Source organism: Mycobacteroides chelonae CCUG 47445 (assembly GCF_001632805.1).
Classification (GTDB): Bacteria; Actinomycetota; Actinomycetes; order Mycobacteriales; family Mycobacteriaceae; genus Mycobacterium; species Mycobacterium chelonae.
This window is the reverse complement of record NZ_CP007220.1, coordinates 1,820,696-1,844,588: the sequence shown is the minus strand read 5'-3', so window position 1 is coordinate 1,844,588 and position 23,893 is coordinate 1,820,696. Positions and strand designations below refer to the sequence as shown.

The window sequence follows — 23,893 nt, the reverse complement described above, 5'->3', positions numbered from 1 at the left end:
TAAGGGTGTTCATGTCGATGTACCGCTCTCGGGCTAGTTGGCGCTACCAGTTGATGTCGACACTGGTGGTGGTGTCGGTCTCGATGGTCGGGTTTCCCGGAATCGGTTGGGCAGCACCGCCGGACCCGCCCGCTCCCGCGCCCGCGCCGGTGATATCCGCGCCAGCGCCTGTCGTGTCCACGCCGGGAGGATCGGCGCCTCCGGCTCCGGCTCCGGCAAGACTTGAACCCTCCGCGACCGCGCCCGTGAGTCCTGTGACGCCAAATCTTGAATCCGCCACTCCGACACCGTCAGTCTCGGCGGGAGGCACCGACGCACCACCGGGAGCGACGACGCCGCCGACCACCGCCGCAACCGACCGGCCGGAAACTGCGACCTCGGCCGCACCGACCACCTCGGGCACATCGCCCAAGCCAACCCCGTCTGCCGGCAATGAGCCCGGCCACAAGGAGAGCACCAAGCCCGGTCATGACGATTCAGATCTCTATACCCGCCATCAGTGGCGCTACCCCTGGCGCTGGTGGCGAGACTTGGCCTGGGACAGTACATATCCCTATGACTGGTCCAACAGTGGCTACTGGAACTACTGGTATCCCACGTGGACCAACACCTGCCCGTATCGGTGCCCGACTAACGACAACGGCCCGTACCCGTCCGATGTTCAGAACTACCTCGACGCCCATCCCGACCTAGCCGCCGAGTTCGCGCGCGTTCACGGGTTCCCGTGGGAGCTGCGCCGCGGCGAGATTCAGCCCTTCCTCAACGAGCATCCCGACTACCAAGCCTGGTTCAACGATCGCCAACCCTGGATCTAGCGGCCGCTGCGGTGCCGGGGTCAACCGGTTTGTCGATGCCCACCGTGATCGACTTCGCACCGCAATGCAGAGTCAGGGACTGCATGATCGCTCCCGGAAGCACCTCGAAGGCAACGGTGTACGTCTCGTGGTCCCCGGCGAGAACATCGTCAGGATTACCCAAGAACTGCTCGATCTTCGGCAGGGGCACGACGGTCCCTTGCGAGGTGTCCAGCGACTGGTCGGCGACGGTGAATGCGGTCGACTTCTCCGTGCCGTTGTTCGTGACCAGAATCGAGAACGCTGCCCAGTATCCGGTCGGCCGCGGCAGGGACCCACGCGAGGTGAGCATCGGGACCATGTTGCCGAAGCGCACCACTTGCTCAACCTTGCAAGCCAGCGGGCCGTCGCTGATCTCGGTATCCATCGGCGGGAGCGCCGGGGCACTTGAGCACGACACGAGAGCACCGACCATCCAGACGATGCTGAGGCCCACCGTGTTCCTCACTGCCCACCTCACGTTTGGTCGATGCAAGACGCAACCCGGCTACCAGAAACTAACTGACAGCACCCGCATAATCCTCGCCCATGGGCAGACTAGATAACGACGTCGACTATTCGACGTTAGGAAGCCGAGCCTCCACCGTCCGACTAACAGGCGTGCGATATCGAGCCTCTGACCAGTTTTGGACATACCCGTCACACCCGACCGCTGGCGTGGCCAAGCCCAGGACCGCGCTGGCCGCCGCTCTTTCCGATCTTGCTAGCAGCCCCATTGACAGCGGTGGATGCCTTTGATGGTGCCGGTGAGGTCTGCGACGAGGTGGGAGTCCAGACCGTTGTTGTTCACGCCCATCCAGATTTCTCCACCGTCATCTCCTCCGATGGTGACGCGGAAGTGATCGTTGCCCACGTTGGCTGTTGTTAGGCCAAGACGCTCAGGGGCTGAGCTGATCAAGGCGGCCACCGCATCCACATTGATGCGTGCCAGATCTATGGCGCCAGCATGTCCTGAGTTGACCGAGGTTCCTCCGTATACCTGTGGATTGTGGAAGCGTCCGCCGGCCGAGTAGTCGTAGTAAGTCAGGCCGCTCGGTGAACTTGGATCGAGCATGTGCAGCTGAGCGCTATCGCCGTAGATGTGTACTCCCAGAACGACAGTGGTGTGGAACCGGGCGCGGGTCGCGCTCGTTATCTCGCGCAACCCGTCTGCCTTCAGTAGCGCACCGCCGACTAGAGGGCTGACCGATTCTGCGGGAGCCATGGCTGTGGGGGCGGCTTGGTGAGTTGATGCGGCGTCAATAGCGAAGAATGCTGTAACCGCGACACCTGTGGCCGTCAAAGCGCTTGCCGCCACTAACAACCAGCGGCGTCGGCGTGCTGGCGCGGGTGCTGGAACCGCAACGGTGTGCGGCTGAAGGTCTGCAGTGATTGCTGCGAGTTCGCTCAACGTAGCGGCACTTTGAGCCTTCTGAACGCGTTCACGGTACTCAGCGTGATGCAGTTGGCCATCAGCGAGCGCAGTGTCCAAGGCCGCCATCACATCCAGTCGGTCCAGATCGCGTGCACGTACTGGGCCTGCTTCGGCATCCACACCAGGAGGTTAACGCGAACACCTTTGCCGTACCTCTGAATCGTGCAGGAGCCGAGGTTCTCGTCAGAGGGATTGGCGGGTTGACCGGGTTGTGCCGGCTAAGCAGAATCAAAGTATGTCCGACCGGGTTGTCGATCTGGGCGAGAAGTTGTCGCTGTTTTCCGAGTTGTGGTCGCCGAAGGTGGTAGCTCGACTCAACGACTACGAAGTCAAAGTCGTCAAGCTGGGCGGAGAATTCGTCTGGCACACGCATGACGACACTGACGAGCTGTTCTTGGTCATCGCTGGCGAGCTGACGATCCAGCTACGCGACAGGGATGTCACCGTCAGACCGGGCCAGCTGTTCGTGGTGCCGCGTGGCGTCGAACACTGTCCCCGCGCTGACGGCGAGGTCCACGCGGTGTTGATCGAGCCGACAGGAGTAATCAACACCGGTGATGCTGGCGGTGCCCTGACCGCGACATACGACGATTCGTTCGCCTAGAAACGACAGCGGTCACAATCGCGATCGGAAAGCCCTGCGTTGCAAGGTCATCGAGTGTCACACCCGAATCCTCGACTACGTCGTGCGGAAGAGTGCCGGGCCGGGGCTTCGAACTCGTCTTCTTCCCGCAGACCTGGGGTCCCACCAGTCAGACCCACCATCGACGGTCAACCCTGGCCGCTACCCGCCCATCCCGGTTAGAGTTGTTGTTATGGCAGGGCAGCCTTCACTGCACGGGATGTCGCGATGGGCACTGGCGGCGTGCGCGGTGCTGACTCTGCTCGGCAGCACTGTCGCCACCAATCACGGCAGCCGCGGCCTTTTCACAGTGGCCGCCCTCCCGGGCGGTTCAGAGGTGGCTGATCCCGATGACGACTCCTCCGGCGGTTCGGATGTGACCGGTCCCATTGGAGACTCCGACCGTTCCGATGTGACGGGTCCCATCGGCGGTTCACCGAGCGGTCCTATCGGCGGTTCCGCCGACACGAATGTTCCCCCCATCGGTGGTCCAGGCGGCGGTTCAGCGGGAGGTTCTTCCAACGGCCCGGCTGGCGTGAACGGTGCCGCCGGCGGTGTCCCCAACGGTCCCGCCAACGGGAACGGTGTTGTTGGCGGCGGCCCCGGCACCTAGTAATTCGACGACCGATTTAGCCCGTGCTGAACTCCGGTGTGGGTCCGTGATTTTGGAGGTGCTCGCAGACGAGCTCCAGCCCATCACTGATCGGTAGCAGGGTTTCGACCTTCACGATCTCGATCGCCCTTTCGAGCAGTACGCAGTCAGCTCCCTCTTCGGTCAGATCGTCGCCCCATTGCTCGATGCTGCACGAGATCCGGTATGCGCACGTCGTGTTCACCGGGAAGTAATGCCTGCACAGACCGGTATAGCCCGTTCTAGAATCGGGCTATGTCAGGAGTCGATAACGGCGCGGTCGGAACGCCCGAGCGCGTTGGCGAAGGGCTGGACTTGTTCGGGTCTGATGCGAGACCGATGGGGTGGTTTCGCTTCTATTTCGATGAACAGCGATGGGAGTGGTCGCCGCAGGTGGCACAGCTGCATGGTTATGACCACTCCGACGTAGTGATCCCCACGACGGATCTGGTGCTCTCGCATAAGCATCCAGAAGACCGCGACAAGGTCGCAGGCACGATCGATGCGATCACGCATACCCGGGGCGCATTGAGCAGTCGGCACCGGATCATTGACACCAGAGGTGAAGTGCACTGGGTCGTAGTCATCGGTGACCAGTTCTTCGACGAGACAGGCGCGGTGGTCGGCACGCATGGCTTCTACGTCGACGTCACCTCGCCCGAGCCTTCCGACGCCGAGCGCCGCGACGAGGCACTGGTAAGTGCCCGGGTCGCGCAGATCGCCGACAACCGGGCGGGCATCGAGCAGGTCAAAGGCATGCTGATGCTGGTGTACAACATTGACGAGGACGTGGCTTTTGGGGTCCTGACTTGGCTATCTCAGCAACATAATGTCAAGCTGCGTGCTCTAGCCGAGCAGCTTGGCACCGATCTGCGCGGTGTTATGACCTTCGATCAAACCGCCTTCGATCACGTCTTGCTTACCGCTCACGAACGCCTCCTGTGATCACAAGGAGGCACGGCCCCGGGGGCGCCGCCGACGTACGTTTGCCAGGGCGGCGATCTCTGCAGCCACGCTGTTTTCTCAACGCGGAGTTGCCCGCGCGAATCGCCTAGCAAGAACCACGCGGCAACCACGCCCAGATCTCGCTCTGGCCTCGTATTCCCACTCCGTCTCGACATAAACCGGTCGCCCGCGAATCGACACTCGAAGCGAGGTGCGGAGCCAGCGACGATCTCGGAGTTCGTGGATTGTCCGTCCCGTTGCGCTCCGCATCGATCGCAATGGGGCTAGGTTGATAGTGGTTGAGTTCACAGCCGCCCGCAGGGTCAGCTCCCGGTGTCGAGCAGAACTCCCAAACTCGCATCCCGCGCAGGCGCTCCTGAAGTTCATGAATCGCATTATTGGAGCCAAAGATATGTCTATTCAAGCGTTTTCACGTCCCCGCCCACCGGTTGCCGAGATGCCGTACAGCGGGCAGGGGTTCCAGTTCACGACCACCCCGCACTACGACGCGGTCACCGTGGCCGCCACTGGCGATCTCGATGCAACCAACGCCGATAACTTCGTCTACTACGTGCTACGTCATCTTCGCGGCCGGCGGGCACTCGTCCTGGATCTGCGCTATGTGGAGTTCTGCGGTAGCGAGGGACTGCTCGCTGTCCTCAAAGTCCGCTGCTACTGCAAGCATCACGACATCGGTTGGTCGCTGCTTCCAAGCGAGGCCGTCGACCGAATCCTTGAAGTCGGCGACCCAGATGCGTGGACCCCTGCCACGTTGTCCCTCATCGATGCCTGGAGTTTTGGAACTGTCCCCCACTGAGCGAGGAATTCCAGACAGAACTGATCCAACGTCTCGGCAGCCATAGACCCTCGATCTCAGCGGCAAGCTCTAGTGCTCAGCAGATGTTGCCCACCTGGCGCCCACGAGCTAACTAGCGCAATATAAAGAAGCCGACAGCAAATTGTTTGTCGGGCGCAGGGAGGAGCTTCTGTGGGGATCGAACTGATGGCGCTAGCACTGATATCAGTGTTACTCGGATGCTTCGGCTGGCAGTTGGCCCGCAAAGCTAACCACAGGGATGCCCGTCGCACGCCAGAAGCCAGTAAGCCGCACCGACCTACAGCGTTACGATCTGAAAGCCCCCGACCGCGAGCCCCTGCACGGCGACGCCGCGACCTTTTAGGCAATTCGCCTGAACATGGCCCAGGATCCGGGGCCGACACGGGATCCTTCGGCTACTTCGGCGGATTCGGTTCAGACCACGGTGGCAGCGGTGGGTTCTGCGATAGCGGCGGATTCAGCGACGGCGGTGGTGGATGCGACGGCGGTGGTGGCGGCTGAACGGGGCCTTGGGTTCTGGGTCCACCGGTTGGATCACGCCGAGGTTGTCACGGATTGAGAACTTCGGCGGCTCTACGGCGCTCGCGCCTGGGAGTAGCGCGGCGAATGCGTCGAAAGTCGCGGCGACGGTCGCATTGATCAGACCGTACGGCGGAAGCGGCGGGTACTCGCCGAGCGGCTGGCCGTCCATGATTAGTGCTTGGCGAGGTAGTGCGCGGCGAACCGCTGCGCGAGATCCGTTACGCGCACGTCGTATTCGGTGATCACGGTACCGTCAGGCTGCGGCTTGATCTGTCCTACGCCGTCGATGAGACCGGTGCACTCGATGACGTCGCTGCAGCCACACATCGGCACAAATCATCGAGAGCATGAACGCCGGGCGCTCGATGTGGATGAGATCTGGCGAAGGCGTCTTGATCCAGTAGCGAGCTTCCAGCTCACGAGATCCGAGTTGCTCAGAAAATTCTGGCGCCGAGCTGCGAGGCTAGGCGGTGCCTACCAGGGCCGATAGAAGCACTGGCTAACGTGGCTAACTTTTTAGCTGGGTTTTTGTCGACATGGCAACCATACATGTGTCATGATGCGAGGACGGGCGCGGTGAGCGTCGACGGAAAAGGGGCGGTTGCATTCATGGTGATGGACGATCGTTGGACGATGCCCGCGGGTTTGCGGCGGGCATCGGCGCTGGTGGCGATTGTCGCCCTGACTGTCGGTGGAGCGAAGATTGTCGATGACAACACCGCCCCCGGCAGCGGATTCTCGGCCGTGGCGACTGTAGCCGCGGATCCAACAGGGCCGGGCGGACCCACCGGCGGGCCAGGCATGGACGGCGGCCAGCAGTTCCAGCCGCCGCAAATGCCCAGCTCAATGCCCGATTATCAGGGCGGCATCAATCAGCCGCCGCTCGATCAGAACTCCGGAATCTCCATCTATAACACGGGATCGCCTGGCGCACAACAGGTTCCGGGTCAACAAGCTGGCCCGCAGCCCCAGCAGGCGCAGCAGCCCGCCCATGGCACGCAGATCCCGGACTATCAGACCGCAACTCCCTACACACAGGGGCCAGGTAAGGCGAACCCCGACTACCAGGCGCCGCAACAGAACTCGCCGCAACAACCGCAGCAGGGACAGCAACAGCCAAACCAACAGCAGCCGCAAAACAAACAAGATGACACCACGCAGCAGTTGGATCAGCAGCAGCAACAGCGTCAGCAGCAGTGTATGTCTGCAGCCCAGGATTATGGGATAGCTGAGCAGATGCTCAGTTTCATGGCTTCGGCGGTCGGTGGTGCCGGGTCGATGTTTCAGCAGCCAAGCCGGAAAGTGGGTCCCGACGGCGAATGCAACTGCGCCCCCGAACAAGCAGGGCCGCAAGACTCCGAACCATCACAGGACCAGCCAAAGACAACTCGCTCTGACCAACAGATCAATTGCCAGCCGCCTACGCAGGGGGCGGTAGGTGATGATCTGGATTCCACGATCCCCAACACCGGCGAAAATATCGGCGGCGACCCCAAGCCAAGCCTTAAGAAACCGCCCCAACTCAACGGCCGCGACAACCCCTTAAACAAGGTGGTTCCGCCGGGAACTCGGCCCATCCCTACCGGCACAGCTCTAGGCCCCAACGGCGAGCATTACGCCTTCTATAGCCAACCGCAACTTCCGCCACCCGGCCAGGTAAACGACAACTACGTCACCAAGCCCTCAAAAATCGTCGATCTAGCCCATCCCGGCACGATCATCGGCGATTCACCCCTGGCGCAATCTAGCGGTGCGTACGACCCAGCCAGCAAGACCATGCTCGTCGCCGGAAACACCGGAACCCAGACCGGCGATACAGTTCGGGAGCTGTGGCAGTCCAATCCCATCAAAGACGGCGACAGCCCTACGAACTGGATCAAAACCTTGCACCGCGTAGGTAACATCTTGCCCGGCGACCGCGAAAGCCAACTCGTTGCCCTCGGCCCGAAAGGCGCGGACGGTTTCCTGTTCGTTAGCTCGTCAAACGGTCAACCAGTGATAGGTATTATCGCATCCACTGTGAAGGAACTCACTGAAAAGACCTCAAATGCGCAGACTTTGGTGCAAATTGATCCTACTAGCACCTTCGGCGTGGACATGCCTTATGGGCCGACTATCACCAGCCAAGCCCTCAATTCAACTACCGGTAAGGGCGACTTCGGACTCAGGGTCAGTCAGTTCTGGAAAACCGGAGACGCCACCCACGCATACGACCCCCGTGTCTACAACACCAACTGCACTATCCAATAGGAGGACCCCCGCGATGACTCAACCACGCAGGACCCGTATAGCCCTCACAATATGCGCCACCGCACTAATGACAGCGTGCCAACAAACCATCACCGCGGCCGCCGAACCCCCCGGCTTCCCCGACCTCAATACCTACGCCCAAGTACCAGTGGACTCCTACGTCCAGGCTGCCAGCAGAGGAGCATCGGCTATCGGTTTCTCGACAGCGGAGGGCGTTAGCTGCAGTATGAGTCATCCGCCACATCCGGGTGGTCAGAACCAGCTCATCAGCTGTTGGGGCCCGCTGCCGGGGCTTCAAGATATTCACGCCATCGGCTCGGGACCTTGCGATACAGGTCTCGTAAACAAATGGGGTGACAACACGTACGGCATATCCCATAAGAAGGAGGAATGCAAAAAGTATCCGCCTTCGTCGAAACTGCTTAATCCCGGACAAAAGATTTCCTACGGCGATCAGACCTGCGGGGTCGGCGACGGTGGATCGGTGGCCTGTATCGACAGATCTGTGGGCGAGAATGGGTTTGTGTTGCAGCCCTCCGGGTCATTTTCGTTCTAACCGAATTATATGAGAAATGCAACGGTGCGAGGTGCTGCGGGTACACGCACTACACGGGCATCGCCGCGAGACGCCCAGGCTGAAAATGGGGGAATTTCGTTGTTAAAGACAGTCGGGGTTGTTGCAAGCCTGTGTATTTTCGTGGCCACGGGATGCGCTAGTTCTGCTGACACGGCGCAACCGACGTCGCCTGCTGCACACCACGAGTCGACTGATTTCGCGAACATTCCGGGCCAATTTCCGTCGCCGGGTTCGTTGACGAATAATGGTCAGACAGAGGCTCCGGTAGGTGGATGTGTGAATTTGGGCGGCGAGCTGGTGAATGCGTCGTTGACAGTGGTGGATTGTGGTTCGGACCGAAATACCTACCGGATCGTTCAGCGTGTGAATGTTCCAAAAGAATGCGGCGACACCGATCGCTCCTTCTACCACAACTCCGAAGCCACCGGGCAGTACACCGCCTGCCTGGACTTGGCTTGGGACAAGTCCTCGTGCATCAGCGTGGGTCAGCCTGTAGCCAAGGTTGCATGCACAGACACCAACGCGCCCAAACGAATCAAGCCACTCAAGATCATTCTGGACACCACAAGCCTGGATGGCTGTCCCAGCGGCGGCTACAAGCATCCGCAGCGCCGGTTCACTGTGTGCACGGAGACCCAGCAGTAGCCTGTCGTTTGTGGCAGGTGGCTCAGGACTGTAGGCCTATGGGTAACCAGCCTGTCCCAGCTCGTGAGCGCTCTCGTCACCACGCTCGACCCGCCGCCGGAGGACTGGACTGGCTGGGCCAACCTCTCGCAGATCATCACCTACGTCTTAATGGTGGCGTCCTCCTGTATTTTCGCGCGTACGACAGGCAGGGTTACAGGGCTGAATGCCCTTGGGCCCTGGTTCTTACATGGGTTTCGATCATCGGCATGTCTGCCGTCTACTTACTCACGAACCTGTCCACCACCCCGAGCTTGGTAGTCGAGACCGAAGACAGCTCAGTGGCACAAGCGCTCTCTCATCGCATCGTTATGCAAGCATGTGAAGACAACGTCAGAGGCGATCGAGAAGGCCGAACGTCAGCTCCAGCGCGCCCAGCTGGCATCTGTTGCGCCTAAACCAACGTCTGCCGGGTGCGTGAGATGCGCAAGGACCTGCACGAAGCACACCGCTCATCCAAAACCGGCACCAACGCTTCCCTGCTACCCGCGAGCACCGCTACGGCGATCATCGTGCCGGTCAGTCAAAGGCGCAGACGTCAAGGTGCCCATGAGTATCGCGTGATTCGCAAGGATGACGGCCCGTCTCCCCCGCCGTGGGTGTAGGTGGATCGGTTGCCCATTCACGTCGATGTGCGGCATACCGGCAGCGTATTACTCCATTCGACATGCTATGAAGGCTTTCGGAGTTTGCGGCCACGGCTATCCGCTGCGAACACAGATCAGAGGGGTGACGATGATCGAGTGGCTCAGATTGAGAGAGACACGCTGGCGTTGCGCTAACACGTTCCGCGGAGCGCAACCACAAGGAATCGCAGCGGCACTAGCGGCAACAGCACTACTCTCCGGCTGCACCCCGTCGGCAGACGCCCCGTCGGCGACATCAACCAATTCAGGAGCTTCCGTGCAGGGTGACAGCAGCGAAAAATGGAATCCATTCGCAGACAAAGGATTAGCAAGGATTGCCGTCGACTTGCTCATCGGGGGCCTTTCACGATCTCAATCGATCGACTCATACCTATCCGATGCGCTACTCGCGAAGGTTCGAGCACTACCGGAGGCGGCGGCCCGAAACTATCTCCGGAGCATGATCTTTCGGGACGGCATGGAGCCGAACCTATCAAGCATCAAAACAAAGCTGGATCTCAACCGGGGAGAGCCCAGCTACATCAAAAGTGTCGCGTACTACGACCGCAACATACGCCCAGGCCTTAACCACGAGAACGTCCGGATAACCATGCTCTTCGAAGACGGAGCGTGGCACGTTGACGGATGGACTCGGTGGAGTTAACTGAGCAGATGGAGTCCACCACGCTGTTCAGATCGAACCCGGCACTCTTGGCAATCCTTCGCGCATTTCTCGCGGCGGTGCCCACTACGGCGATAGCGCTCACAGGGACGCCAACCGCCCAGGCTGATCCGATGGCGGTGTGCCCACCGAACCAGCCGAGCGGCTGGAACGGACAGCAATGCCTCCCGCAGCCGTGTACGCCCCCGTACATGCCGGGCACCCCGCCATGTTTCATGCCGTCACCGCAGATCGGGCCCAACGGCGTCTGGGTAATCGAGTGAGCCTCGTCGAGCTGACCAGTGCGCGCTACCTCATCGCCAGGGTCGCTCGCGTCACCGGGCACGTGTTGTGGTGGGTCTTTGTCGTCGCTCAGCTCATATCCGAGATGACCTCGTTCGGGTTGCCGCGACGCTATGCCGATTACGACGAATCGATCTTCGGTGTCGGCTTAGGCCAGGGCGACTCCGGTTGGGCCCCATACGTCCTGGTGACTGACGGTCCGCCGTCAGGTCTGAGCGACCCGTTCTACAACGCGAACATCATCGCAACCGTCGCGGCAGTCGCGCTTGCAGTGACCATGCTCGCCGCAGTCGTCGAAGCTGTCGCAGTCCGTAGGTGGCGAGCCGGGGTCGCAACGATTCTCACCCCGGTCGTGGGCGCTGGCGTGATCCTCTCCGCGCTCTACTACCGGAGCGGGGCTGCGCTGAACCTCGTCGCAGTGTTGGTGCTCGTGCTGTTCGGCATCGGCATCCGCGAGGTGTGGAGCCGCGTATGGGCGCCGCTGACCTCGCGGAGTCGACCAGACGCCCCGAGAAGGATGAGGCTGACGTGAAGAGAATCATGATCGTCACCGGCGCACTGCTCATCGCCGTGCTCGCGGCGCCGATCAGGGTCATATGCCCGAACGGACCATGGTCCACAGCGCCCTCAATCGCCGTGTAGTGCACGAACGCGTCCAGCCCATCGGGTAGCTCAGACGATGTGATCGCACCCCAGCGCAGCCGACGAGATTCCCACACCATGTGCAGTCTCAGCGATGGCGTAGCTGATACTCGCCGCACGTGGCCGCTTCAGCTATACGGCCGAGGAGGCTGACCTCGCCGCGACAGCCAGCAACATGCCATATGGTTTTGAACATGCGGAATGCAGTTGCAGCAAGATCATTCTGGCACTGGTGGGCGGATGGGCTCATCGGCTCCCCTCGGCGACGAGCAGTCGGTCATGCCCTGCAACAGTTCGTATCGATGACCGCCCTCTTCGCGGCCGTCGATGTGGCGACCTGGGAGAACGACAGATATACCTATGCGTTCCAGATCGCACTAATCGCTCTCATCGCGTACCCGGCCGGCCTACTTCTGAGCCGCATCCAAAGTGAACGTCTCACCGAACATCAATGGGCACTGTGGGGAGTATCGCCCAGCTTGTACGGCGAGGCGCTGCGCGCGTCTTACTTCGGCGCGGTGCCCACTGATCCGTATGTGCGTTCGTCTGCAATGCGGTTCATACAGATACGCCAACGCAGAGCGCTGAGCCCGCTCACCGTGTGGCTGTCTGTCGCCGGATTGGCCGCGATCACGGGTTTCGTGCGATATGCGCTCCCTAGCGAACGCCCATCCACAGATTGGTTCGGATATGTCGCGCTACTCGCCGCAATCGCGCTGTACACGTCGATCCAGCCCTGGATACTCCGTCGGCGGCTCACGCCGCTACTAGCCGGTGAACGCAAAACTCCGCCTCCAGGAGGAGACGGAGTTCAAGACGTGGTTCCTGTTGCGCTCCCCCGCTTGGACTCGAACCAAGAACCGTCCGATTAACAGTCGGAAGCTCTGCCAATTGAGCTACAGGGGACTACCGGATCGCGTCGGTTTGTACCGCGAACCGAGGCATGACTTTAGCCTACGGGTAGGGGTGAAAGCCAAACCGTATCGCCCGCCTAGGAGCGACAAAGACGGTGAACATCGCGGTTGTCGCATAGAAGTGGGCAGATGTGACCTGCCTGACGCAGCCGTTCACAGCTGCATCAGGCAGGATAGGGAGAACTTCGTTAGTTGGTGGAGGGTTCGTGATTCGGGTTTTGTTGGTGCTGGCCGCTGGCTACGTGCTGGGTGCGAAGGCTGGCCGTCGCCGATACGAGCAGATTGTCAACGGGTATCAGGCCGTCACCGGCAGCCCCGCGACCAAGAAGCTGATCGAGATCAGCCGACGTCGCCTGGCCAACTCGCTGTCCCCAGACCCCCACATGGTGGAGCTCACACCGATCGATGAGACAACCATGATCTTGGAGCCCGAGCCTCAGCTCGACAACAAGTAGGAACCCTGCCCCTACACCGAGAGATCGTCGCCGCTGACCTGCTCTAGCAGGCTGCGTCGATACGCCTCCAGCGCCACCAGGTCGCCGAACAGTGCGTGGTACTCGTCGGCGTGCTCCACCGGCGACATCCGCTGCAACTTCGATTTGACCTCGGCCACCTGCCGCCCGACCCACACCTCTTGCAGCTTGGCCAGCACCGACCCGATGTATCGCGGCAGCCGCTCATCGCTATCCACCTGAATGGCCTCGGCCGTCAGCGCGTTGATCAGCATCACCTGATTCTGCGACGACGCGCTCTGGCGCACCTTGTCGATCCACTCCGCGCCGACAACCCCCGCCGCGGCGCCACCAGCCACCTCGATCGCGGTGCGCACCGCCACATATCCGGGGTGGGTGAAGCTGTCGGCGGTCAGCGAGTCGAACACCGGACCGGCGAAGGCCGGGAACTGCAGCGCCGCCTTGAGCGCCTCGCGCTGCGGCCACAGCGTGGGGTCCTTGGGATCGGGCATCGCCACCTTGGGGGCCGCAGCAGGTTCAGCGCCGCGCACACGGCGCTCGGGTGACACCGATCCACCCTTGGCCGCCTTACCGGCCTCCTCACGCACCCGCGCGAGCACCTGGGCCACGTCGTCCCACCCCACCCAGCCGGCCAGCTGCCGCGCGTATTCGTCACGCAGCGTCGGGTCCTTGATCCTGGCCACCATCGGCACACACCGACGCAGCGCGTCCACGCGCCCCTCGGCGATCTCCAGATCCGACTCCGCCAACGCCGAACGGATCGCGAACGCGAACAGCGGGGTGCGACGCGCCACCAGATCCCGCAACGCCCCCTCCCCCGACTTGAGCCGCAGATCGCAGGGGTCCATGCCGTCCGGCGCCACCGCCACGAACGACTGGCCGGCCAGGTTCTGCTCTCCCTCAAAGGCTTTCAGCGCAGCCGCCTGACCGGCGGCATCCCCGTCGAAAACGTAGATGAGCTCGCCGCGGAAGTACGAGTCGTCCATCATCAGGCGCCGCAGCATCGAGAGGTGCTCATCACCGAAGGCGGTACCGCAGGACGCCACCGCCGTGGTCACCCCGGCCAGGTGCATCGCCATCACGTCGGTGTAGCCCTCCACGACAACGGCCTGGTGCCCCTTGGCGATATCCCGCCTGGCCATATCGAGGCCGAACAGCACCGAAGACTTCTTGTACAGCATGGTTTCCGGAGTATTGACGTACTTCCCCGGCATGGTGTCGTCGTCGAAGATCTTGCGCGCCCCGAAGCCGATCACCTCACCACTGCTGGCGCGGATCGGCCACAGCAGCCGCCGGTGGAACCGGTCGATCGGGCCGCGGCGCCCCTCCTTGGACAGCCCCGCGGCTTCGAGCTCCTTGAATTCGAATCCCTTGCGCATCAAATGCTTTGTCAGGGTGTCCCACCCCGACGGGGCATATCCGCAGCCGTATTGTTTGGCCGCCGCACCATCGAAATTGCGCTCGGTCAGGTACTGGCGCGCCGGTGCCGCCTCGGGTGAATCCAATGCGCTGGCATAGAACTCCTGCGCGGCCGCGTTGGCGGCGACGAGCCGCGCTCGGGTCCCCCGGTCACGCTGTGCGGCCGTGCCACCACCCTCGTAGTTGATGGTGTAGCTGATGCGGTCGGCCAGCCGCTCGACGGCCTCCACGAAGCTGATGTGCTCGATCTTCTGGATGAAGGTGTAGGCGTCGCCGCCCTCACCGCAGCCAAAGCAGTGGAACTGGCCGTGATTGGGCCGCACATGAAAGGACGGCGACTTCTCGTCATGGAAGGGGCACAGTCCCTTGAGCGAGTCGGCGCCCGCGCGCTTGAGCTGAACGTAGTCGCCGACGATGTCCTCGATCCGGGTGCGCTCACGGATCGCCGCGATATCGCGATCAGGGATGCGTCCGGCCACCGAGCCAGCTTAGCCAACCTCGCCGTCAGGCCCAGCTGGCTTGCACACCCTGACTATCGCGGTCTACCCGCTCGAGCCGGCTTTCGGTGTACGAGGCGATCTGATCGACCACCACCCGGGTGCGCGCCGCATCGTCGGCGGCGGCCTCGAACGCGGGCAGGAACACCGGATCCAGCGTGGCCGGAGCCCCCGCCGCCAGCCACTGCGCCACCCGATGAATGCGTTCACGCTGACGGGCCTGTACCGCGATATGCCGCGGATCGGACATGATGAATTGCAGCGCAAGCATTTTCAGCACCGCTACCTCGGCGGCAACCACCTCGGGCACGGTCAGCTCGACCTCGAACCGCACTAGCGGCCCGTCACCGGCTACCTTGCGGGTGGCCCCGATCGCGGCCGAGGCGAACCGGCCCACCAATTCGCTGGTCAAGCGCTTGAGACTGGTCGAGGCGGTCAGGGTGCCGTCATACGGGCCGATCGCGGCGACCACCGGCAGCGTGGCCAACCGTGCGGCGGCCTCCTCCAGCGCGCCCTGCTCCAACCCGCCGAACGACTTCACACCCAGCTCCGCGAGCACCTGGGCCTCGCCCCGCGAAGCCAGCACCCGCAGGTCGATGCGCCCGGAGATGACGCCGTCCTCGACGTCGTGCACCGAATAGGCGACATCATCGGACCAGTCCATGATCTGCGCCTCCAGGCAGCGACGCCGCGGCGGTGCCCCTGCACGCACCCAGTCCAGCGCCGCGCCATCCTCGACGTAGGCACCGAACTTTCCGCCGCCCGGCGGACGCAGCCACGGATACTTCGTCGCCGCATCCAGCGAGGCACGCGTGAGGTTCAACCCGGCGCTGTTGCCGTCGGCATCAACGACTTTGGGCTCCAGCCGGGTGAGGATGCGCAGATTCTGGGCGTTGCCCTCGAACCCGCCACGGTCGACCGCCACCTCATCGAGCGCGCGTTCACCGTTGTGCCCGTATGGCGGATGGCCGATGTCGTGCGCCAGCCCGGCCAGGTCCACCAGATCCGGGTCGGCCCCCAGGCCGGTGGCGATGCCGCGGCCGATCTGCGCCACCTCCACCGAGTGGGTCAGCCGGGTGCGCGGCGTGTCACCCTCGCGGGGACCTACCACCTGCGTCTTATCGGCCAGGCGCCGGAACGCGGCGCTGTGCAGAACCCGCGCCCGGTCCCGCGCGAAGTCGGTCCGGTACTCCGAAGACGGGATGTCGACGATGGCCGCCGTCTTGGGTGTTTCGGTGACGACGCGTTCACGGTCGGAATCGGTATAGGCGTCCTTATAGGCATCCTGTGTACGCATCGTGGGCACCAGTCTGCCAGGACGGGTCCAAGCGCCGCGCGAGGCATTAGATTGGCGACCATGCGTCTGCTGCGTGCCCTCGGGGGCCTGCTGGGAGTCATGATCGCGATGCTCACGGTGTTTGCCCCCACCCTGCTGCTGGCACCGGTGGCCAGTGCCGACCCGCCCTTCCGGATACCCGCTTACGTCACCGACCGGGCCGGGGCGCTCAAGAACCCGACGAAGGTACGCAACGCGATCGATCAGCTCTACGACGCACAGCACGTGCGGCTCTGGGTGGTGTACGTCAAGGATTTCGACGGCGCCGACCCGGTGACATGGGCCAACAAAACCCTCACGGCAAGCGGATTGGGAGATCGCGACGCATTGCTCGCCGTGGCAACCGAAGAGCGCAGTTACGCGTTCCAGGTCGCATCGGAGATCAAGAACGTCAGCGATTCCGAGATTGAGGAGCTGCGCACCAACACGATCGAACCGGCACTACGCGCATCGAATTGGGATGGCGCCGCCATCAACACCGCCAAGGGCCTGGAATCGGCCGCCGCCTCGTCATCCTCCATCCCCTGGAAGCCGATCCTGGCAGCGCTGGTCTTCGGAGCCGTCGTGGTCGGCGCCTTCATGCTGTACTCCTGGTTCCGTAGTCGATCCCGTCGGCGCGCAGAGGTCGAGGCCGCGAAGGGCATCGATCCGACCAACGCCGAAGCTCTTGCCGCGCAATCGGTCGACGCACTCGATGGCCTGTCGAAATCGATTGTGGTGAACGTCGACAACGCCGTGCGCACCAGCGAGGCCGAACTCACGCTGGCCGTCGAGGAGTTCGGCACCGAGCAGACCGCACCCTTCCAGCAAGCTGTCGATACCGCGAAAAAAGCCCTTGCCCAGGCATTCTCCGTGCGCAAGCAGCTCGACGACTCCGTCCCGGAGACGCCCACGGAGCAGCGGCGCCTGCTGATCGACGTCATCACCGCCGCCGCACGTGCCGACCGCACCCTCGACGATCAGTCCAATGCCTTTGACGCGCTGCGGAACCTGGTGATCAACGCGCCCACCAAGTTGGACACACTGACCCAGCAGGTGGTGGCCACGACCGCTCGGATACCCGAATCACAGCGGGTTCTGGAGCAACTGCGCACCGAGTTCGATGCCGCGGCCCTGGCGTCGATCGTCGACAACATCACCGAGGCCACCGAGCGCACCACGTTCGCCGACTCCCGGATTACCCACGGCCGGGAACTCGCTGCCCGCCCCCTGGAGGGCCAGCAGATGAATCTCGTCGACGCCGTGCGCGGAGCCGAATCGGCACTGAACCAGGCCGCTGCGCTCTTGGACGCGGTGGACAACGCCGCCAACAACATCCGTCGCGCCATCGACGCACTGCCCGCGGCGATTGCGGACACGAAGTCGGGTATCGCCCAGACCGAGGAACTTCAGCGGCAGGGTTCGGTGCCCCGTGCCGACGAGCTGACAAAGGCCCACGACAAGGCTGTCGCGGCCGTGACCGACGCCGAGCGAGTCGGGCCCACCGATCCGCTGACCGCCTTCACCCACCTGGCCACGGCCGACGCCGAACTCGACAAGCTGCTGGCCGCCGCGCGGGAAGAAAAGGACGCCGCCGAACGCCGCGCCCGCGCCCTCGATCAAGCCATCGCCACCGCCCGCCAGAAAGTGAATGGGGTCAACCAGTACATCGGGCTGCACCGGGGAGCCGTCGGCTCCGCCGCGCGCGGATACATCGCGGAAGCCGAACGCAGCATCGCGACGGCCGAGGCCGCACGTCAGTCAGATCCCTCGAACGCCATTCTGTGGGCCAATCGGGCCACAGAGCTGGCGACACGTGCCGAAGGCAGCGCGATCCAAGAGGTGCAAGCGGCCCAGTCCTATTACAGCAACGGGTACGGCAACTACCGCGGATACAGCGTGGCGGGCGATGTGGCTGGCAACGTCGCGGGTGCCGTGATCGGCGGCATCCTGCGCGGCATGCTCAGCGGCGGATCAAGCCACCACAGCTCCTGGTCCGGGTCGGGCTCGTCGTCGTATGGCGGATCGTCCCGATCCTCCGGCTCGAGCTTTCGGGGCGGCGGCGGCCGCTTCTAGCAGGCCGTCCCCGCTCGAAATTTCACCCAACACTTGACGGCACGCCGCTATCGATGTGCAATATATTGCATGCCAGTACCACCCTCGGAAGGCGTGATGGCACGCTCGCTACTCCGCGACGATGCCTACAAAGCGCTGCGCACGGCCATCGTGGACGGAACCCTGGCCCCCGGCGAGCGGCTGCGCGATGACGAGCTGAGCCGCTGGCTGGGCGTGAGCCGGACCCCGATCCGTGAGGCGCTCTCCCGTTTGGAACACGCCGGTCTGGTACAGACCCAACCGGGACGGCACACCATCGTCAGCCCCATCGACATCCGAGAGGCGCGTGCCGCGCAGTCCGTTGCCGCGGCGATGCACGAGCTCGCCGTGCGCGAGGCCATCACCAACATCTCTGCCGGTGATCTGGCCGCGATGCGGCTCGCCAATACACGATTCGCCGCCGCCCTGGATGCGCACGATCCCGACGCCGCCCTCGCCGCCGACGACGAATTCCATGCCGTCGCAGTCGAAGCCAGTGCCAACCCGTACATCGCTGCCGTGCTGGAGCAGGTGACGCCCGTACTGCGCCGCCTGGAACGCATCAGATTCGCCGGCCGCGACGGACGTCATTCCGTGGCCCTGCACGAGCAGATCATCGCGCGCTGCGAAGCAGGCGACAGCGAGGGCGCCGGACGTGCGGCCCGCGACAACTGGCACACCCTGATACCGGCGCCGGAGGCCGCCGAATCCGAGGAACGCGGCACGGGCTGAACACCGCTCCCCCACAACGCCATTCCCATAGCCGAGCCAGGAGAACGCCTTGTCGATCCATGATTTCCCCCGTTACCCACTGACCTTCGGCCCCAGCCCGGTGCACCCCCTGGAGCGCCTCAGCCGCCACCTCGGCGGCGCCAACATCTGGGCAAAACGCGAAGACTGCAACTCCGGGCTCGCCTTCGGCGGCAACAAGATACGCAAGCTCGAATACATCGTTCCCGACGTGCTGGCCAGCGGCGCCGACACCCTGGTGTCGATCGGCGGCTACCAGTCCAACCACACCCGTCAGGTGGCGGCCGTCGCGGCCGTGCTGGGGATGCGCTGTCACCTGGTTCAGGAGCGCTGGGTGGACTGGGAGGACCCCGTCAACGACAAGGCGGGCAACATCCTCTTATCGCGGATCATGGGAGCCCAAACCCAGCTCGACCCTTCGGGATTCGATATCGGCATCCGTCAGTCCTGGGAGGACGCGCTCACCGCGGTCGAGAACTCCGGCGCCAAGCCCTACCCCATCCCGGCCGGTGCGTCGGAACACAAGTACGGCGGCCTCGGCTTCGCCAACTGGGCGTATGAGGTGGCCGCACAAGAGGATCAGCTGGGCGTTTTCTTCGACACCATCGTCGTGTGCACGGTCACCGGGTCCACCCATGCGGGCATGATCGCGGGATTCGCCGCACTCGCCGATGCCGGCGGACGGCCACGGCGAGTACTGGGTATCGACGCGTCGGCCACGCTCCCGAAGACCACCGATCAGGTCACTCGCATCGCCCGGCACACCGCTCAGCAGATCGGCCTCGAACGCGACCTACGCCCTGACGAGATCACTGTCCTGGAGGGATGGGCGGGCGAGGAGTATGGCGTGCCCGTCGATTCCACCGTCGAAGCGATCAAACTCTGCGGGCGCCTCGAAGCGATGATCACCGACCCCGTGTACGAGGGCAAGTCGATGGCAGGCCTGATCGACCTCGTCAGTGACGGGACGATCGAGCGGCACTCGAACGTCCTGTATGCCCACCTCGGCGGCCAGCCCGCGCTGAACGCATACAGCAGCGTGTTTCCCGGCTAGCTCGCGTACCCGTCGGCGACGTTCAGCGCCTCGTCGATGATCGAGAGCCCCCGCCGCAGATCCTCCTCGCTGATGATCAGCGGAGGCGCCACATGCGTGCGGTTGAAATGCGTGAACGGCCACAGGCCACTCTTCTTGCACGCCGCCGCGAAGGCATTCATCGGCGCCGCGGCCTCACCACTGGCATTGAACGGAACCAGCGGCTCACGAGTCTGCTTGTCGCGCACCAGTTCCACGGCCCAGAACAAGCCGCGGCCACGGATTTCGCCGACGCTCGGATGCGTCTGCACCCAACGCTCCAGTTCCGGACGCACCACGCGCTCACCGAGATCGCGCACCCGTTCCAGGATCTTGTCGTCCTCGAACACCTTGATGGTCTCGACACCGACCGCGCAGGCCAGCGGGTGACCGGAGTAGGTCAGTCCACCCGGGTACGGACGGTGATCGAAGCTGGTGGCGATGGCATCGGAGATCACCACACCGCCCAGCGGGACATAACCAGAGTTGATGCCCTTGGCGAAGGTGATGAGGTCCGGCGTGACGTCAAAGGCGTTGATGGCGAACCATTCCCCGAATCGCCCGAAGCCGACCATCACCTCGTCGGCGATGAACACCAGGCCGTACCGGTCGCAGATCTCCCGCACCCCGGCCAGGTAACCGGGCGGCGGCACCAGCACACCGTTGGTGCCGACCACCGACTCCAGAATGATCGCGGCGATGGTGGGCGGGCCCTCCAGGTTGATCACCTGCTCCAGATGCTCCAGCGCCCTTTGGGTTTCCTCCTCCGGCGAGGTGGCATGGAACACCGAACGGTAGGCGTACGGCCCGAAGAAACGAACCACCGAGTTGTCCCCCGGGTCGTTCGCCCAGCGGCGCGGCTCACCCGTCAGCGACATCGAGGTGGTGGTGCCACCGTGGTAGCTGCGGTATGCGGAAAGCACCTTGCGGCGACCGGTGTGGTGGCGCGCCATACGGACCGCGTGCTCCACGGCCTCGGTGCCACCGTTGGTGAAGAACACCTTGTTCAGGGTTCCCGGTGCACGCTCGGCCACCAGGCGGGCGAGCTCGCCGCGCACATCATTGGCGAAGGCGGGCGCAATGGTGGCCAGCCGGCCGGCCTGACGCCCGATGGCCTCCACCAGACGCGGATGCTGGTGTCCCAGATTGAGGTTCACCAGCTGCGAGGCGAAGTCCAGGTACTCCTTGCCGGTGTAATCCCAGAAGGTCGCGCCCGCACCGCCGGCGATCGGCAGCGGGTCGATGGCCGCCTGCGCGGACCACGAGTGGAAAACGTGTCCACGGTCGTCGGCGCGAACCTGCGCCTCGGCCGCCGGTGCCTCGATCGGCGCGCTGGCGGGATCGATTCCGATGTGATTCTGGACGTCAGTCATTTCTGCTCCTCGGCTAGCAGCCCTTGAGAGATTTGGCGAGATGATCGGCCACGCCGCCGATCGGAATACGCTGCTGGGTCATCTCATCGCGGTCGCGAACGGTGACGGAGTCGTCTTCGAGCGAATCGAAATCGACTGTGACGCAGAACGGGGTGCCGATCTCGTCCTGTCGACGATACCTGCGCCCGATGGCACCGGCGTCATCGAAGTCGACATTCCAGCTCTGCCGCAGCTCGGCGGCCAGCGCCTTGGCGCGCGGGCTCAGGTCGGCATTGCGTGACAGCGGCAGCACCGCGACCTTGACCGGAGCCAGGCGCGGATCCAGGCGCAGCACGGTGCGGGTGTCCACGCCGCCCTTGGCGTTGGGGGCCTCGTCCTCGTGATACGCATCGACCAGGAAAGCCATGAACGAACGGGTGAGGCCGGCCGCGGGCTCGATCACGTACGGGGTGTAACGGCGGTCCTCGGCCTGGTCGTAGTACGACAGGTCTTCACCGGAATGCTTTGCGTGCGTCGACAAGTCGAAGTCGGTGCGGTTGGCGACACCCTCCAGCTCACCCCACGGGTTGCCGCTGAAACCGAACTTGTACTCGATGTCGACGGTGCCGTCGGAGTAGTGCGACAGCTTCTCCTTGGGGTGGTCGTACAGCCGCAGGTTCTCCGGGTCGATACCCAGGTCCACGTACCACTGCAGCCGAGTGTCGATCCAGTACTTGTGCCACTCGGGGGCCGTCGACGGCTCGACGAAGAACTCCATCTCCATCTGCTCGAACTCGCGGGTGCGGAAGATGAAGTTGCCCGGGGTGATCTCGTTGCGGAAGCTCTTGCCGATCTGGCCGATGCCGAACGGCGGCTTCTGTCGCGACGTCGTCACGACGTTCTTGAAGTTGATGAAGATGCCCTGCGCGGTCTCCGGGCGCAGGTAGTGCAGGCCCTCTTCGGTCTCGATGGGGCCAAGGTAGGTCTTAAGCATCATGTTGAAGTCGCGGGGCTCGGTCCACTGCCCCTTGGTGCCGCAGTCGGGGCAGACGATGTCGGTCATCGGGACCGACTCGGGGTCGTCGATTCCCTTCTTCTCCGCGTAGGCCTCCTGCAGGTGATCCTGACGGTGCCGCTTGTGACAGTTCAGACACTCGACCAGCGGATCGTTGAAGACCTCGACGTGACCGGAGGCCACCCAGACCTGGCGGGGCAGGATCACCGAGGAGTCCAGGCCGACGACGTCGTCGCGGCTGGTGACGACGGAGCGCCACCACTGCTTCTTGATGTTTTCCTTGAGCTCGACACCGAGCGGGCCGTAATCCCACGCCGACTTGGTACCGCCGTAAATCTCGCCGCAGGGGTACACGAGTCCCCGGCGCTTGGCGAGGTTGACGACGGCTTCGATCTTCTTACCGGCGGCGTTCGGCTTGGCGGCCACGATCTGCTCAGGCTCCTCTTGAGGTCCACAGGACTGCAGTAATTGTCCTGAACAGCCTAAGGGCCCGGCCAAGCGCGTTTTACCTCGGTGGCCGCAGCAGCTACTTCAGATGGTCCAGCAGGATGCCCTGAGGACCGAAGTACTCCTCGCGCCACTTCTCCAGCAGTGGGCCGTGATCGATGTCGTCGGGATGGAATCCAGGCCACAGGTAGCTGCGGATCTTGGCCCAGAGTCCGGCGAACAGCGGCGTGCGGGGCAGCCTGAGAACGCTGCGCAGGGTGCGCACCGGATGACGCCAGGCCCACGGATCGGTGACGATCGAGGCCAGCAGGATCACCGTCCTGCTCAGAAAAAGTCCCAGCGTGACGGCCATGGCCGCGATCCTCATCCGCTCGGAGCCCCCGACGTGGCGGTACACATCGAAGGCAACGGACTTGTGCTCCATCTCCTCGATGGCATGCCAATTGAGCATCGCCCGCACCTCGGGATCGGTCAGCTGCTGCTGTATCCACGCCACGCTGAGCACCTGCTCCCCGAGGATGGCCGTGAGGTGTTCGACCGGGGCCGTCACCGCGAGCGCGGATCGTGCCACCGGATCCGGCAGCCGGTCCCTGTGCTGCTTCATGCGCTTGACCAGCCGCGTGCCCATCCGGTCCATGAAGCCCGTCGCCCAGTAACCGCGGCGCACCAGCTGCGCGTTGAGCTCACGGTGCTGAATGCCGTGCGTCATCTCCTGTCCGATGAATCCGGCGACCTGTTTCCTGAGCACGGGATCACCGATCTGACCGTCATAGCGGCGCACGGACTGGATGAAGAACTCTTCACCCGAGGGAAAGAAGCCGGACAGCAAGGCCACCAGATGGCTCATCGCGATATCGCCCGCAACGAAGTGGCGCCGCGACGGGGACGCCCCGTCGAACGTGAACGCGATCCGGCGGGTGTGCACAGCGCGTCCGGCGGCCGATGACGGACGCGGTTGCGGATTGTTCGCCGGCAT

The 23,893-nt window shown here is 63.5% G+C and carries 24 protein-coding genes and 1 tRNA gene; 13 read left to right on the top strand and 12 right to left on the bottom strand.

From position 1 onward, the window contains the following. Nucleotides 1-43 precede the first annotated feature (43 nt). Complete coding sequence (locus tag BB28_RS25640) at nt 44-412, bottom strand: hypothetical protein (protein WP_126315386.1); 369 nt, start codon at nt 410-412, stop codon at nt 44-46. Between the two features lie 118 nt (nt 413-530). Between BB28_RS25640 and BB28_RS09125 the strand changes: the two genes are divergently transcribed. Then, the gene (locus tag BB28_RS09125) at nt 531-815 is read left to right on the top strand and encodes a hemophore-related protein (protein ID WP_046253276.1); all 285 of its coding nucleotides are present in this window, start codon (nt 531-533) and stop codon (nt 813-815) included. Here BB28_RS09125 and BB28_RS09120 read toward each other — a convergent pair. Further along, a complete protein-coding gene (locus BB28_RS09120; RefSeq protein ID WP_126315385.1) occupies nt 790-1,302 on the bottom strand; it encodes a hypothetical protein in 513 nt (170 codons plus the stop codon). The genes BB28_RS09125 and BB28_RS09120 overlap by 26 nt on opposite strands. A 255-nt stretch (nt 1,303-1,557) precedes the next feature. Further along, on the bottom strand, nt 1,558-2,388 hold the full coding sequence (locus tag BB28_RS24525; protein WP_075874195.1) for a DUF1707 SHOCT-like domain-containing protein: 831 nt from the start codon (nt 2,386-2,388) through the stop codon (nt 1,558-1,560). Nucleotides 2,389-2,503: 115 nt separating this feature from the next. On the opposite strand from BB28_RS24525, the gene BB28_RS09105 reads away from it, so the two are divergent. Then, nucleotides 2,504-2,872, top strand: coding sequence for a cupin domain-containing protein (locus tag BB28_RS09105; RefSeq protein WP_046253272.1), 369 nt, complete (start codon nt 2,504-2,506; stop codon nt 2,870-2,872). Between the two features lie 211 nt (nt 2,873-3,083). Then, a complete protein-coding gene (locus BB28_RS25040; protein WP_064393446.1) occupies nt 3,084-3,503 on the top strand; it encodes a hypothetical protein in 420 nt (139 codons plus the stop codon). 16 nt (nt 3,504-3,519) lie between these two features. Here BB28_RS25040 and BB28_RS09095 read toward each other — a convergent pair whose 3' ends face one another. After that, nucleotides 3,520-3,726, bottom strand: coding sequence for a response regulator (locus BB28_RS09095; protein ID WP_046253270.1), 207 nt, complete (start codon nt 3,724-3,726; stop codon nt 3,520-3,522). Nucleotides 3,727-3,860: 134 nt separating this feature from the next. Between BB28_RS09095 and BB28_RS09090 the strand changes: the two genes are divergently transcribed. Together BB28_RS09090 and BB28_RS25035 are read left to right on the top strand one after the other, a co-directional pair. After that, nucleotides 3,861-4,466 carry a PAS and ANTAR domain-containing protein gene (locus tag BB28_RS09090; protein WP_046255684.1) on the top strand — a complete coding sequence of 202 codons (606 nt, stop codon included), beginning with the start codon at nt 3,861-3,863 and terminating at the stop codon, nt 4,464-4,466. Between the two features lie 412 nt (nt 4,467-4,878). After that, nucleotides 4,879-5,283, top strand: coding sequence for an STAS domain-containing protein (locus BB28_RS25035; protein WP_126315384.1), 405 nt, complete (start codon nt 4,879-4,881; stop codon nt 5,281-5,283). A 478-nt stretch (nt 5,284-5,761) separates the two neighbouring features. Here BB28_RS25035 and BB28_RS25030 read toward each other — a convergent pair whose 3' ends face one another. Beyond that, the gene (locus tag BB28_RS25030) at nt 5,762-5,995 is read right to left on the bottom strand and encodes a hypothetical protein (protein WP_046253269.1); all 234 of its coding nucleotides are present in this window, start codon (nt 5,993-5,995) and stop codon (nt 5,762-5,764) included. A gap of 2 nt (nt 5,996-5,997) precedes the next feature. After that, on the bottom strand, nt 5,998-6,153 hold the full coding sequence (locus tag BB28_RS25025) for a hypothetical protein (protein WP_157889433.1): 156 nt from the start codon (nt 6,151-6,153) through the stop codon (nt 5,998-6,000). A gap of 282 nt (nt 6,154-6,435) precedes the next feature. Here BB28_RS25025 and BB28_RS09075 point away from each other — a divergent pair, with 282 nt between their 5' ends. From BB28_RS09075 to BB28_RS09055, 4 genes are all read left to right on the top strand, one after another. Next, nucleotides 6,436-8,076: a hypothetical protein gene (locus tag BB28_RS09075; RefSeq protein ID WP_046255682.1), complete on the top strand. Its 1,641-nt coding sequence runs from the start codon at nt 6,436-6,438 to the stop codon at nt 8,074-8,076. 655 nt (nt 8,077-8,731) lie between these two features. After that, nucleotides 8,732-9,298: an LppU/SCO3897 family protein gene (locus tag BB28_RS09070; RefSeq protein WP_109550597.1), complete on the top strand. Its 567-nt coding sequence runs from the start codon at nt 8,732-8,734 to the stop codon at nt 9,296-9,298. A 452-nt stretch (nt 9,299-9,750) separates the two neighbouring features. After that, nucleotides 9,751-9,942 (top strand): hypothetical protein, encoded by a 192-nt coding sequence (locus BB28_RS25020; protein WP_157889432.1) that lies wholly within the window; start codon nt 9,751-9,753, stop codon nt 9,940-9,942. Between the two features lie 824 nt (nt 9,943-10,766). Next, the gene (locus tag BB28_RS09055) at nt 10,767-11,459 is read left to right on the top strand and encodes a hypothetical protein (protein WP_225422014.1); all 693 of its coding nucleotides are present in this window, start codon (nt 10,767-10,769) and stop codon (nt 11,457-11,459) included. Nucleotides 11,460-12,402: 943 nt separating this feature from the next. Here BB28_RS09055 and BB28_RS09050 read toward each other — a convergent pair. Next, nucleotides 12,403-12,475, bottom strand: a tRNA-Asn gene (locus BB28_RS09050). 214 nt (nt 12,476-12,689) lie between these two features. Between BB28_RS09050 and BB28_RS09045 the strand changes: the two genes are divergently transcribed. Further along, the gene (locus BB28_RS09045; protein WP_030095233.1) at nt 12,690-12,938 is read left to right on the top strand and encodes a hypothetical protein; all 249 of its coding nucleotides are present in this window, start codon (nt 12,690-12,692) and stop codon (nt 12,936-12,938) included. 11 nt (nt 12,939-12,949) lie between these two features. Here BB28_RS09045 and dnaG read toward each other — a convergent pair whose 3' ends face one another. Together dnaG and BB28_RS09035 are read right to left on the bottom strand one after the other, a co-directional pair. After that, nucleotides 12,950-14,854, bottom strand: a complete 1,905-nt coding sequence (dnaG, locus tag BB28_RS09040) for a DNA primase (protein WP_046253264.1) — start codon at nt 14,852-14,854, stop codon at nt 12,950-12,952. Between the two features lie 25 nt (nt 14,855-14,879). Beyond that, complete coding sequence (locus tag BB28_RS09035) at nt 14,880-16,169, bottom strand: deoxyguanosinetriphosphate triphosphohydrolase (protein WP_046253263.1); 1,290 nt, start codon at nt 16,167-16,169, stop codon at nt 14,880-14,882. Between the two features lie 60 nt (nt 16,170-16,229). Here BB28_RS09035 and BB28_RS09030 point away from each other — a divergent pair, with 60 nt between their 5' ends. From BB28_RS09030 to BB28_RS09020, 3 genes are all read left to right on the top strand, one after another. Then, nucleotides 16,230-18,263 (top strand): TPM domain-containing protein, encoded by a 2,034-nt coding sequence (locus tag BB28_RS09030; protein ID WP_046253262.1) that lies wholly within the window; start codon nt 16,230-16,232, stop codon nt 18,261-18,263. 69 nt (nt 18,264-18,332) lie between these two features. Beyond that, nucleotides 18,333-19,013 carry a GntR family transcriptional regulator gene (locus BB28_RS09025; protein WP_046253261.1) on the top strand — a complete coding sequence of 227 codons (681 nt, stop codon included), beginning with the start codon at nt 18,333-18,335 and terminating at the stop codon, nt 19,011-19,013. 49 nt (nt 19,014-19,062) lie between these two features. Next, nucleotides 19,063-20,085 (top strand): 1-aminocyclopropane-1-carboxylate deaminase, encoded by a 1,023-nt coding sequence (locus BB28_RS09020; protein WP_046253260.1) that lies wholly within the window; start codon nt 19,063-19,065, stop codon nt 20,083-20,085. Here BB28_RS09020 and BB28_RS09015 read toward each other — a convergent pair. The 3 genes from BB28_RS09015 to BB28_RS09005 form a co-directional block, all read right to left on the bottom strand. Then, nucleotides 20,082-21,476 carry an aspartate aminotransferase family protein gene (locus BB28_RS09015; protein WP_046253259.1) on the bottom strand — a complete coding sequence of 465 codons (1,395 nt, stop codon included), beginning with the start codon at nt 21,474-21,476 and terminating at the stop codon, nt 20,082-20,084. The two genes, BB28_RS09020 and BB28_RS09015, sit on opposite strands and share 4 nt — an antisense overlap. A gap of 13 nt (nt 21,477-21,489) precedes the next feature. Further along, entirely contained in the window at nt 21,490-22,896 is a 1,407-nt protein-coding gene (locus BB28_RS09010; protein ID WP_046253258.1) for a glycine--tRNA ligase, read from the bottom strand. A 100-nt stretch (nt 22,897-22,996) separates the two neighbouring features. Continuing rightward, nucleotides 22,997-23,893, bottom strand: coding sequence for a metal-dependent hydrolase (locus BB28_RS09005; RefSeq protein WP_109550611.1), 897 nt, complete (start codon nt 23,891-23,893; stop codon nt 22,997-22,999).

Bases quoted from the DNA above. Each gene is read 5' to 3' on its own strand.
- BB28_RS09105 (WP_046253272.1), top strand. From the start codon at position 2,504: ATGTCCGACCGGGTTGTCGATCTGGGCGAGAAGTTGTCGCTGTTTTCC.
- BB28_RS25040 (WP_064393446.1), top strand. From the start codon at position 3,084: ATGGCAGGGCAGCCTTCACTGCACGGGATGTCGCGATGGGCACTGGCG.
- BB28_RS09090 (WP_046255684.1), top strand. From the start codon at position 3,861: ATGGGGTGGTTTCGCTTCTATTTCGATGAACAGCGATGGGAGTGGTCG.
- BB28_RS25035 (WP_126315384.1), top strand. From the start codon at position 4,879: ATGTCTATTCAAGCGTTTTCACGTCCCCGCCCACCGGTTGCCGAGATG.
- BB28_RS25030 (WP_046253269.1), bottom strand. From the start codon at position 5,995: ATGGACGGCCAGCCGCTCGGCGAGTACCCGCCGCTTCCGCCGTACGGT.
- BB28_RS25025 (WP_157889433.1), bottom strand. From the start codon at position 6,153: ATGTGTGGCTGCAGCGACGTCATCGAGTGCACCGGTCTCATCGACGGC.
- BB28_RS09075 (WP_046255682.1), top strand. From the start codon at position 6,436: ATGGTGATGGACGATCGTTGGACGATGCCCGCGGGTTTGCGGCGGGCA.
- BB28_RS09035 (WP_046253263.1), bottom strand. From the start codon at position 16,169: ATGCGTACACAGGATGCCTATAAGGACGCCTATACCGATTCCGACCGT.
- BB28_RS09030 (WP_046253262.1), top strand. From the start codon at position 16,230: ATGCGTCTGCTGCGTGCCCTCGGGGGCCTGCTGGGAGTCATGATCGCG.
- BB28_RS09025 (WP_046253261.1), top strand. From the start codon at position 18,333: ATGCCAGTACCACCCTCGGAAGGCGTGATGGCACGCTCGCTACTCCGC.
- BB28_RS09015 (WP_046253259.1), bottom strand. From the start codon at position 21,476: ATGACTGACGTCCAGAATCACATCGGAATCGATCCCGCCAGCGCGCCG.
- BB28_RS09005 (WP_109550611.1), bottom strand. From the start codon at position 23,893: ATGCCGGCGAACAATCCGCAACCGCGTCCGTCATCGGCCGCCGGACGC.